Origin of the sequence: Pseudomonas sp. NPDC087690, assembly GCF_044743175.1 — a bacterium.
In the GTDB taxonomy this organism is placed as follows: domain Bacteria; phylum Pseudomonadota; class Gammaproteobacteria; order Pseudomonadales; family Pseudomonadaceae; genus Aquipseudomonas.
On sequence record NZ_JBIUVX010000070.1, the window covers coordinates 1 to 9,076 of the forward strand.

The following is a 9,076-nucleotide window of genomic DNA, read 5'->3' on the forward strand; positions in this document are numbered from 1 at the left end:
CAGATGGCGTTGGCCTTGGCAACCGTGTCAGGCCAGGGCGTGTTCGCTATCGAGTTTGAAGTCTGCCGGCAATGCTACCAGCTCATCGGCCGGATGAACGCCCTTCATTGCCAGCCAGCGTGTATCGGCGTCGCCCAAGTGGCGAGTCCAGTTGGTGAAGTTTTCCATGCTGCTGAACGCCCGGGAAATGATCCCGTTGAACGGCTGCGCAGGCTGGAAGGCTTCGACACGACTGTGGATAACTTGCAGGTTATCCAGTTTCAGTTCGAGTTTGACCTGGGTCAGGAAGCGGGTTTTCTTGCCGTTGCTGTCCAGACAGGTCACTTGCGAATCCGGATACAGGATCGCCAACGGGATCCCGGGCATGCCGCCGCCGCTGCCAACGTCGAGCCAGCGACCGTTTTCGATGAACGACATCACGCTGAGACTATCGAGCAAGTGCCGCGACACCATTTCGTCCGGATCGCGCACGGCTGTCAGGTTGTAGGCCTGGTTCCATTTGATCAACAGGGCCAGATAACCCAGCAGCAACTCGTGCTGGGTTTCAGTGAGATTGACACCGAGCTCGCGGGCTCCTGTGGATAACTCTTCGGCGTGTTGCGAAGTGACCTTAGAACTCAAGCGCTTTGCTCCAACTGACGGCCCGCGCCGCGTTTTTTCAAATGAATCATCAACAGCGAAATCGCTGCCGGGGTCACACCCGGGATCCGCGAAGCCTGGCCTAGCGTCTCTGGTCGAGTCGCGCCGAGCTTGCTCTGGATCTCCTTGGAGAGACCGGAAATGTTGGTGTAATCGATATCCACAGGCAATTTCGTGTCTTCACTGGCGCGCAGACGGGCGATTTCGTCCTGTTGACGGTCGATGTAACCGGCGTATTTGGTCTTGATTTCAACCTGCTCGGCGACCTGTGGGTCTTCGGCGCCATTGCCGGTCACTTCGACCAGACCAGCGTAGTCGATTTCCGGACGGCTCAAGAGGTTGAGCAAGTTGTATTCGTGGGTCAGCGGCGTGCCGAATTTTTCCGCGATCGCATCGCCCTGCTGCGTGTTCGGGCGAACCCAAGTGCTTTTCAGGCGCTGCTCTTCGAGTTCGATGCTTTCGCGTTTCTTGCAGAAGGCCGCCCAACGCGCGTCATCGACCAAACCTAGTTCGCGACCTTTTTCGGTCAGACGCAGGTCGGCGTTGTCCTCGCGCAGGATCAGGCGGTACTCGGCACGGGACGTGAACATGCGGTACGGCTCTTGGGTACCGAGGGTGATCAGGTCGTCGACCAATACACCGATGTACGCTTCATCGCGACGCGGGCACCAGGCTTCTTTGCCCTTGGCACGCAGTGCCGCGTTCGCACCAGCGAGCAAACCTTGGGCCCCGGCTTCTTCGTAACCGGTGGTGCCGTTGATTTGTCCGGCAAAGAACAGACCGCCGATGACTTTGGTCTCGAGGCTGTACTTCAGGTCGCGCGGATCGAAGTAGTCGTACTCGATCGCATAACCCGGACGCACGATGTGCGCGTTTTCCATGCCACGGATCGATTGCACGATCTGCAATTGCACGTCGAACGGCAAGCTTGTGGATATTCCGTTCGGGTACAGCTCATGGGTGGTCAAACCTTCCGGTTCGATAAACACCTGATGGCTTTCCTTGTCGGCAAAGCGGTGGATCTTGTCTTCGATCGATGGGCAATAGCGCGGGCCGATGCCCTCGATTTCACCGGCAGCCGAATACATCGGCGAACGATCGAGGTTCGCCGCGATGATTTCGTGTGTGCGGGCGTTCGTGTGAGTAATCCAGCAGCTGACCTGGCGTGGATGCTGTTCTTTGTTGCCCATGAACGACATCACCGGGATCGGCGTATCGCCTGGTTGCTCGGTCATCACCGAGAAATCCACAGACTTGCCGTCGATACGTGGTGGTGTACCGGTTTTCAGGCGACCGACACGCAGTGGCATTTCACGCAGACGGTGAGCCAGGGCGATTGACGGCGGATCACCGGCACGGCCGCCGGAAAAATTCTGCAAACCGATGTGGATAAGTCCACCGAGGAACGTACCGGTGGTCAACACCACGGAATCGGCGAAGAAGCGCAGACCCATTTGCGTGACAACACCACGGACTTGTTCCTGCTCGACGATCAGGTCGTCAGCAGCCTGTTGAAATATCCACAGGTTCGGCTGGTTTTCCAGAATTTCGCGGACAGCAGCTTTGTACAGAATCCGGTCAGCTTGCGCACGGGTCGCCCGAACCGCTGGGCCTTTGCGGCTATTCAACACGCGAAACTGGATGCCGCCCTTATCGGTAGCCATGGCCATCGCGCCGCCGAGGGCGTCGATTTCCTTGACCAGATGGCTTTTGCCAATGCCACCGATGGCCGGGTTGCAACTCATGGCACCGAGGGTTTCCACGTTATGCGTCAGCAACAGGGTTTTTGCCCCCATACGTGCTGAGGCCAGTGCTGCCTCGGTACCGGCATGACCGCCGCCGATGACGATCACTTCAAAACGGGAAGGGAAATCCACCACGCACCTCGTGCCTGCTTAAGTAGGTAATTCAGGAATAGTTTGAGATCAGGTTTTCGGACCTGGTCGACAAGTATAGGGACTTCGCCCTTCCTAAAGAACCCTTTGCACAAAATTTAACCAGCTGTGGAGAACTCGAGTTTAAAAGAATAAAAAAGAGAGAAATTTATAAAACCTTTGTTTTTATGTTTATTTCTACTGAGCCACCTTTCTGTGGATAGATCGCTACAGGCCTTTATATTCAATATGTACAGAGATTCAAAACCCTGTGTCCATGTGCCAATGAGATCCTTGGATAACCGGTTTAAGCCTGTGGATTAAAGGGGTGGTTATCCACAGAGGGGTTTATATCCAGTTTTCAGGCCCTGTTATCAACTGCCCTTAGTGGCAGTTATTCACAGGGCTTAATCCACAGAAATGCGGTGAATGAAGAAATAACGGGCACGAGAAATCCGCTCAGGGAGACGAAATCTGCCCGGCACTGGAGAAAGGTATGAGAAAGAGTAGGCGCAGACAGGTCGCGAATGGACCTGTCTGTGGAAAGCGGAGGGGTTATTTACCGATACAGAAGCTGGAAAAGATCCGTCCCAGCAGATCATCAGAGCTGAATGCCCCGGTGATTTCCCCTAGAGAGTGCTGAGCCTGACGCAGGTCTTCGGCCAGCAACTCGCCGGCACCGGCCAGAGTCAGTTGTGCACGACCGTGTTCAAGGGCTGCACTGGCATGACGCAACGCTTCCAGATGGCGACGACGAGCACTGAAGCTGCTTTCCGAAGTCTGCTCGTAGCCCATACAGGCCTTGAGGTGATCGCGCAGCAGTTCCAGACCATCGCCCGCAGATTTGGCGCTCAGGCTGATCGTCACGTGGCCATCTTCACTGACTTCCAGGGAAATGGATTCACCCGTCAGGTCTGCTTTGTTACGGATCAACGTAACCTTAGCCGGATCCGGTCGGGTTTCGAGGAATTCCGGCCACAGGGCAAACGGATCCAGCGCTTCCGGAGCGGTCGCATCGACCACCAGCAGGACGCGATCCGCTTCGCCGATGGCTTTCAGTGCGCGTTCAACGCCAATCTTTTCCACATGATCATCGGTATCCCGCAGCCCCGCCGTATCGACAACGTGCAGCGGCATGCCGTCGATGTGGATATGTTCGCGCAGGATATCCCGCGTGGTGCCGGCAATCTCGGTCACGATGGCCGCTTCACGTCCAGCCAACGCATTCAACAAGCTCGACTTGCCAGCATTCGGCCTACCGGCAATCACCACGGTCATGCCATCGCGCAACAACGCGCCCTGCCCGGCTTCGCGCAGTACTGTGGATAATTCATCGCGGACTTTGTCGAGCATGTTCAGCACATGGCCATCGGCGAGGAAGTCGATTTCTTCTTCCGGGAAGTCGATAGCGGCTTCGACGTAGATGCGCAGGCCGATCAGTTGTTCGGTCAAGTTATGCACACGCTGGGAAAATGCACCCTGCAAGGAGCGCAGGGCATTGCGCGCCGCCTGTGCAGAACTGGCCTCGATCAAATCGGCAATTGCCTCAGCCTGGGCCAAATCGAGTTTGTCGTTAAGGAAGGCACGCTCACTGAATTCACCCGGACGGGCCAAACGGCAACCCAACTCCAGGCAGCGCTTGAGCAACATATCCAGAACGATCGGGCCGCCGTGGCCCTGCAGCTCCAGCACATCTTCGCCGGTGAACGAGTTTGGCCCCGGGAAATACAGTGCCAGGCCTTCGTCCAGCACTTGCTGGTCGTCACTGAAAAACGGACCGTAATGGGCGTAACGCGGTTTCAATTCGCGGCCGCTGATGGCTTTCGCCGCCACGCTGGCCAGCGGCCCGGAAATACGGACGATGCCGACACCACCGCGACCTTGAGCGGTGGCGACAGCGGCGATGGTTTCACGAGGTACGCTCATTAACCGGAATCCAGACAAAAATGACAGATAGCAAAACGCCCCACTAGGGGGCGTTTTGAGTGGTTATCCACAGTGTAAATCAAGCGGCTGCTTTGGTAGCCCGTTCGATCTTACGCGTGATGTACCACTGTTGGGTGATGGACAGGCAGTTGTTCACAACCCAGTACAGCACCAGACCAGCCGGGAACCACAGGAAGAAGAAGGTGAAGATGATTGGCATCATTTTCATGACCTTCGCCTGCATCGGATCCGGAGGAGTCGGGTTCAGCTGCTGCTGGATAAACATGGTTGCGCCCATGATGATCGGCAGAATGAAGAACGGATCCTTGATCGACAGGTCCGTGATCCACAGCATGAACGGCGCCTGGCGCATTTCCACGCTTTCCAGCAGAACCCAGTACAGCGAAAGGAAAACCGGCATCTGCACGAGGATTGGCAAGCAACCACCCAGCGGATTGATCTTCTCTTTCTTGTACAGCTCCATCATGGCTTGCGACATTTTCTGCCGGTCATCGCCATGTTGCTCTTTCAGAGCAGCCAGTTTCGGCGCAACGGCACGCATGCGCGCCATCGATTTGTAGCTGGCGGCCGACAGAGGGAAGAAAAGACCCTTGATCAGCATGGTCAGGAAGATGATCGACCAGCCCCAGTTACCAACGATCGCGTGGATGTGTTGCAGCAGCCAGAAGATTGGCTGGGCAATGAACCACAGAATGCCGTAGTCAACGGTCAGTTCCAGACCTGGGGACAACTCTTTCAGCACAGCCTGGCTTTTCGGACCGGCGTACAGCACAGCGCTGGTTTCAACTTTGGCACCCGGTGCAGCGGTCAATGTAGGACCGGTGTAACCGATGATGTAGTTGCCTTTGCTGTCTTTACGGGTCTGGACGATGTTGTTTTCGCCCTTGGCCGGAATCCACGCGGTCACGAAGTAGTGTTGCAGCCAGGCTACCCAACCACCGGTGACGGTTTCTTTCAGTTGTGCCTTGTCCATGTCCTTCATGGACACTTTCTTGTACGGCTCCGAACTTGTCCACAGGGCGGCGCCCAGGTAAGTCGCGGTGCCAGTAGCAGTAGTGGACGAAGGATCAGCGCTGTTATCACGCTTCAACTGAGCAAACATTGCGCCGTTCCAGGGCTGAGCGCTCTGGTTATCCACAATGTAGGAAACAGCTACGTCATACAGGCCGCGTTTCAGGGTGAAACGCTTGATGTAATTGACGCCGTCCTTGCTGAACTTCAGGTCTACGACCAATTGGTCCTGACCGTCAGCCAGTTGATAAGTCTTCTTCTCCGAGGAGTAGACCGGGCGACCGGCCGGATTTGCGTCCGGGCCATTGGTGCCGATCAGACCGCTTTGGGCCAGATAAACACGTTCGCCGCCGTTATCGAACAGCTGGAACGGAACATCAGGACGATCCTGACGACGTGGATACAAAGGCAAAGTCAGTTGAGCAACATCGCCACCTTGTGGATCGATCGCGAGATCGAGCACGTCGGTTTTGATCTGGATCAGATCCTTGCTGGCGGCTACCGGCGTTTCGGCTGGTGCGCTGGTATCGCTAGCGGCGCGCGGAATATCGTCACTGGCGGCAGCATTATTACCAGTGGCGGTGTCCGGCAAACCGGATGTAGTCGTACTGGAAGCAACATTCTGAGTCGGCAAGGCAGCCTGACCGTAGTCCTGGTTCCATTTAAGGACCATAACGTAGGCCACGATTGCCAGGGCGACGATCAGGATCGTGCGTATGATATCCATGATTACTCGGCCATCGAAGAAGAACGGGAGGTAGGGATAGGTGGAACCGGGTCAAAACCACCGGGATTCCACGGATGACAGCGACCTAAACGACGAAAGGTCAGCCAGCCACCGCGCAGAAGGCCATGATTTTCGATGGCTTCATACGCGTAGCAGGAACAACTGGGGTAGAAACGACAGTGGCTGGCCATCAAAGGACTAATGGCATAGCGATAAAACTGGATCGGAACGAGGGCCAGTTTACGCATCGGTACTGTCTACCCCTACAGTTTCGGTTTTGACTTCTGGAACTGGCTTGCTGCGTGCCAGACGCTTCCAGAGCTTGCCGAAATGCTGAATCAATTCGGGGTTTTCTACATCGCCCAGACCTTTGCGCGCGACGATAACGATATCCCAGCCGACCAGTGATTCCTGGTGCAGACGGAACGATTCGCGCATCAAACGTTTGAGGCGATTGCGCTCAACGGAGAGCTTTACGCTCTTTTTCCCGATAACCAGCCCGAGACGGGGGTGATCAAGATCGTTGTTGCGTGCAAGGAGCAGGAGATTTTTCCCCGGAACCTTGCCGGTAGGGGAGTCAAAGACTGCCTTGAAATGCCGGGGGGTAAGCAGACGCTTTTCCCGACTGAAGTCCTGACTCACCTCCAGTACCGGATTATCAAACTGCCAGACGCGCACGACCTTTGGCGCGGCGACGCGACAGGACTGCACGGCCGTTCTTGGTAGCCATGCGAGCACGGAAACCGTGAGTACGGGCGCGTTTGATAGTGCTTGGTTGGAAAGTACGTTTCATTGTCGTGTTACCTGGTTCGTCCACAACGGGCCGGAATGGCCCCCGTTTTAAGAGACCGGGGATTCTAGAGAAAGCAAGCCTTCAGGTCAATTTCCAACCAGCGTTTCCTTATAAATAGATCTCGAGGTGTTCTTTGCCTGATCACCAGCTCGCCATACATAAAAATAAAGAAGGGAATTATTTAAAGCTTTTCTGTAAAGCTTATAAAAGCTAGGCACGCCTTCTTCTGTGGATAAGTTACACCAGGCCATGTTTTACCTGATGTACAGAGAATGACAACTACAGTGGAAAACCGTGTTCAGCCTGTGCTGCGCCATCGGATAACCTGTGCGTGGAATGGGCTGTTATCCACAGGCGAGTTATCCACCGAGTTCAACCCCCAGTTGTCCAGTGCCCTTAGAGGCGGTTATCCACAGAGCTTATTCACACACCGTTGGTCGCTTTGTTAACGGTTTACGCATTGATAAATCATGGTCACCGGGCAACCTGCATGTGGATAAGTGGACGGCTCGCCGCTACAATGGCCGCTTGTTTTTGCCTCACCGGCTTTCAACTTAGGGGATATCCGTGTCAGTGGAACTTTGGCAGCAGTGCGTGGAGCTTTTGCGCGAGGAGCTGCCTGCCCAACAATTCAACACCTGGATCCGTCCACTACAGGTCGAAGCCGAAGGCGACGAGTTGCGCGTCTACGCACCGAACCGTTTTGTGCTGGACTGGGTCAACGAAAAGTACCTCGGTCGCGTCCTTGAACTGCTGGATGAGCACGGCAACGGCATGGCGCCTGCGCTTTCCTTGTTAATAGGCAGCAAACGCAGTTCCGCTCCGCGTGCCGCACCGAACGCGCCGCTTGCTGCCGCGCAGGTTTCCCAGCAGGCCCAGGCAAATGCCACGCCTGTGAGTACGCCGGCACCCACGCAGACGCCAGCGCCGGCAGCCAAGCGTTCGACGCAGAAAAGCCCTGAAGTCAGCGATGAACCGTCTCGCGACAGTTTCGACCCGATGTCCGGTGCGGCCTCGCAGCAGGCCCCGGTCCGCGCCGAACAGCGCACCGTGCAGGTCGAAGGTGCGCTCAAGCACACCAGTTACCTGAACCGCACCTTCACTTTCGAAAACTTCGTCGAAGGTAAGTCCAACCAGCTCGCCCGAGCGGCGGCCTGGCAAGTGGCGGATAACCCGAAGCACGGCTACAACCCACTCTTCCTTTATGGTGGCGTTGGCCTGGGTAAAACTCACTTGATGCACGCGGTGGGTAACCATCTATTAAAGAAGAACCCGAATGCCAAGGTCGTGTACCTGCATTCCGAGCGTTTCGTGGCCGACATGGTCAAGGCGCTGCAGCTGAACGCGATCAACGAGTTCAAGCGTTTCTACCGTTCGGTGGATGCTCTGCTGATCGACGATATTCAGTTCTTCGCTCGCAAAGAGCGCTCGCAGGAAGAGTTTTTCCACACCTTCAACGCGCTGCTTGAAGGTGGCCAGCAGGTCATTCTCACCAGTGACCGCTACCCGAAAGAAATCGAAGGCCTTGAAGAGCGCCTCAAATCGCGCTTCGGCTGGGGCCTGACGGTTGCCGTCGAGCCGCCGGAGCTGGAAACCCGCGTGGCGATCTTGATGAAAAAGGCCGATCAGGCCAAAGTCGACTTGCCGCACGACGCCGCGTTCTTCATCGCCCAGCGTATTCGCTCCAACGTCCGTGAGTTGGAAGGCGCGCTGAAACGCGTGATCGCCCACTCGCACTTCATGGGCCGCGACATCACCATCGAGTTGATTCGCGAATCCCTGAAAGACCTGTTGGCGTTGCAGGATAAATTGGTCTCTGTGGATAACATTCAGCGCACTGTCGCCGAGTACTACAAGATCAAGATTTCCGACTTGTTGTCCAAGCGCCGTTCGCGCTCGGTCGCTCGTCCGCGTCAGGTAGCCATGGCGTTGTCCAAGGAACTGACCAACCACAGCCTGCCGGAAATCGGCGATGTGTTTGGCGGCCGCGATCACACCACCGTGTTGCACGCCTGCCGCAAGATCAACGAACTTAAGGAATCCGACGCGGACATCCGCGAGGACTACAGAACCTGCTGCGTACAC

8 protein-coding genes are annotated in these 9,076 nt (G+C 56.1%); 1 reads left to right on the forward strand and 7 read right to left on the reverse strand.

All coding sequences use genetic code 11. The features are described from left to right. Window positions 1–27: 27 nt before the first annotated feature. The 7 genes from rsmG to rpmH all read right to left on the reverse strand — a co-directional run bounded on the left by rsmG (window position 28) and on the right by rpmH (window position 6,991). A complete protein-coding gene (rsmG, locus tag ACIPIZ_RS28605) occupies window positions 28–621 on the reverse strand; it encodes a 16S rRNA (guanine(527)-N(7))-methyltransferase RsmG (RefSeq protein ID WP_401168847.1) in 594 nt (197 codons plus the stop codon). Next, a complete protein-coding gene (mnmG, locus tag ACIPIZ_RS28610; protein WP_053125290.1) occupies window positions 618–2,516 on the reverse strand; it encodes a tRNA uridine-5-carboxymethylaminomethyl(34) synthesis enzyme MnmG in 1,899 nt (632 codons plus the stop codon). Before mnmG ends, rsmG begins: the two co-directional genes overlap by 4 nt. A 552-nt stretch (window positions 2,517–3,068) precedes the next feature. Beyond that, window positions 3,069–4,439: a tRNA uridine-5-carboxymethylaminomethyl(34) synthesis GTPase MnmE gene (gene mnmE / locus ACIPIZ_RS28615; protein WP_122855355.1), complete on the reverse strand. Its 1,371-nt coding sequence runs from the start codon at window positions 4,437–4,439 to the stop codon at window positions 3,069–3,071. 79 nt (window positions 4,440–4,518) lie between these two features. Beyond that, window positions 4,519–6,198 (reverse strand): membrane protein insertase YidC, encoded by a 1,680-nt coding sequence (gene yidC / locus ACIPIZ_RS28620; protein WP_401168852.1) that lies wholly within the window; start codon window positions 6,196–6,198, stop codon window positions 4,519–4,521. Between the two features lie 2 nt (window positions 6,199–6,200). Next, complete coding sequence (gene yidD, locus ACIPIZ_RS28625) at window positions 6,201–6,446, reverse strand: membrane protein insertion efficiency factor YidD (RefSeq protein ID WP_236427223.1); 246 nt, start codon at window positions 6,444–6,446, stop codon at window positions 6,201–6,203. Further along, complete coding sequence (gene rnpA / locus ACIPIZ_RS28630) at window positions 6,439–6,840, reverse strand: ribonuclease P protein component (RefSeq protein ID WP_064389783.1); 402 nt, start codon at window positions 6,838–6,840, stop codon at window positions 6,439–6,441. The genes yidD and rnpA overlap by 8 nt, the downstream gene beginning before the upstream one ends. A 16-nt stretch (window positions 6,841–6,856) precedes the next feature. After that, complete coding sequence (gene rpmH, locus ACIPIZ_RS28635; protein ID WP_003213577.1) at window positions 6,857–6,991, reverse strand: 50S ribosomal protein L34; 135 nt, start codon at window positions 6,989–6,991, stop codon at window positions 6,857–6,859. Window positions 6,992–7,558: 567 nt separating this feature from the next. On the opposite strand from rpmH, the gene dnaA reads away from it, so the two are divergent. Next, window positions 7,559–9,076: chromosomal replication initiator protein DnaA (dnaA, locus tag ACIPIZ_RS28640; RefSeq protein WP_401168856.1), on the forward strand; the 1,518-nt coding region annotated here is incomplete at its 3' end.

Coding starts and splice junctions, on each gene's coding strand:
- mnmE (WP_122855355.1), bottom strand. CDS start 4,439: ATGAGCGTACCTCGTGAAACCATCGCCGCTGTCGCCACCGCTCAAGGT.
- yidC (WP_401168852.1), bottom strand. CDS start 6,198: ATGGATATCATACGCACGATCCTGATCGTCGCCCTGGCAATCGTGGCC.
- yidD (WP_236427223.1), bottom strand. CDS start 6,446: ATGCGTAAACTGGCCCTCGTTCCGATCCAGTTTTATCGCTATGCCATT.
- rpmH (WP_003213577.1), bottom strand. CDS start 6,991: ATGAAACGTACTTTCCAACCAAGCACTATCAAACGCGCCCGTACTCAC.